This window comes from Bradyrhizobium sp., assembly GCF_049691595.1.
In the GTDB taxonomy this organism is placed as follows: Bacteria; Pseudomonadota; Alphaproteobacteria; order Rhizobiales; family Xanthobacteraceae; genus Bradyrhizobium.
Genome location: NZ_JBAVNZ010000601.1, coordinates 1 through 1,662, shown reverse-complemented (window position 1 = coordinate 1,662; position 1,662 = coordinate 1). Strand labels below are relative to the sequence as shown.

At 63.5% G+C, this 1,662-nt stretch carries 1 protein-coding gene; it reads right to left on the bottom strand.

Going from position 1 to position 1,662, the window contains the following annotated elements; all coding sequences use genetic code 11:
• Window positions 1-50: 50 nt before the first annotated feature.
• Entirely contained in the window at window positions 51-1,646 is a 1,596-nt protein-coding gene (gene guaA / locus WCE35_RS24115) for a glutamine-hydrolyzing GMP synthase (protein WP_424595820.1), read from the bottom strand.
• Between the last annotated feature and the right edge of the window lie 16 nt (window positions 1,647-1,662).

Genomic DNA, 1,662 nt, shown 5'->3' with positions numbered 1-1,662 from the left:
CATCAATATCCCTCGTTTTCAAGGGTTCTCCCCAGGCGGAGGCTTCGCCTCTACTCCCACTCGATCGTCCCGGGCGGTTTGCTCGTCACGTCGTACACCACCCGGTTGACGCCCTTGACCTCGTTGATGATCCGCGTCGCGGTTTCCCCTAAGAACTTCATATCGAACGCGTAGAAATCCGCGGTCATGCCGTCGGTCGAGGTCACTGCGCGCAGGCCGACGACGTAATCGTAAGTCCGGCCGTCGCCCATCACGCCGACCGTCTTCACCGGCAGCAGCACGGCAAAGGCCTGCCAGATCTGGTCGTAGAGGCCGGCTTTGCGGATCTGGTCGATATAGACCGCATCCGCATTGCGCAGGATGTCGAGTTTTTCTTGCGTGATCTCGCCGGGGCAGCGGATCGCAAGGCCGGGTCCCGGGAACGGATGGCGGCCGACAAAAATTTCGGGCAGGCCGAGTTCGCGCCCCAATACGCGGACCTCGTCCTTGAACAATTCGCGCAAGGGTTCGACCAGCTTCATGTTCATGCGCGCGGGCAGGCCGCCGACATTGTGGTGCGACTTGATCGTCACCGAGGGGCCGCCGGTGAAGGAGACGCTTTCGATCACGTCGGGATAGAGCGTGCCCTGCGCGAGAAATTCAGCGCCACCGATTTTCTTCGCCTCCGCGTCGAACACGTCGATGAACAGCCGCCCGATGGTCTTGCGCTTCGCTTCCGGGTCGGTGACGCCCTTGAGCTCGCCGAGGAATTGCTTCGAAGCATCAACATGAACCAGCGGGATATTGTAGTGGTGGCGGAACAGGTCGACCACGGTCTCGGCCTCGTTCCGCCGCAGCAGGCCGTGATCGACGAACACGCAGGTGAGCTGGTCGCCGATCGCCTCATGGATCAGTACCGCGGCGACCGCGGAATCGACGCCGCCGGACAGGCCGCAGATCACCCGGCCTCGGCCTACCTGGCCGCGGATTTTTTCGATCGCCTCCTCGCGGAAGGCGCGCATGGTCCAGTCGCCGGTCAGGCCTGCGACCTTGCGGACGAAATTGCGGATCAGTTTGGCGCCGTCCGGGGTATGCACCACTTCGGGATGGAACATCAGCCCGTAATATTTGCGCGCCTCGTCCTGGATCACCGCGAATGGCGCATTCGCGCTGGTACCGGCCACGACAAAACCCGGCGGCATTCTGGTGATGCGGTCGCCATGGCTCATCCACACCGGATGCCGCTCGCCCATGCCCCAGGTGGCATCGAACAGTTTGCTCGCGGCTTTCACCTCGAGATCGGCGCGGCCGAATTCCCTGGCGTGCCCGCCCTCGACCTCGCCGCCGAGCTGCGCCGCCATCGTCATCTGCCCGTAGCAGATGCCGAGCACGGGGACGCCGGAATCGAAGATCGCCTGCGGCGCCCGCGGCGAGCCTTCCTCGTGGACCGATTCCGGTCCGCCGGACAGGATCACCGCCTTCGGCTTCATCTCAAGAAACGCCGCTTCCGCCTTCTGGAACGGCACGATTTCGGAATAGACGCCCTCCTCGCGCACTCGGCGCGCGATCAGCTGCGTCACCTGGCTGCCGAAATCGACAATCAGAATCTTGTCATGCGCCGAGGCCAAAGGCGGCATCGGCTCGCGGGCGGGCTGTGCTGAAGTCATGGACAGCAATTACGCG

What these genes read in the sequence shown, in the direction of transcription:
- guaA (WP_424595820.1), bottom strand. Translation starts at nt 1,646, where the DNA reads ATGACTTCAGCACAGCCCGCCCGCGAGCCGATGCCGCCTTTGGCCTCG.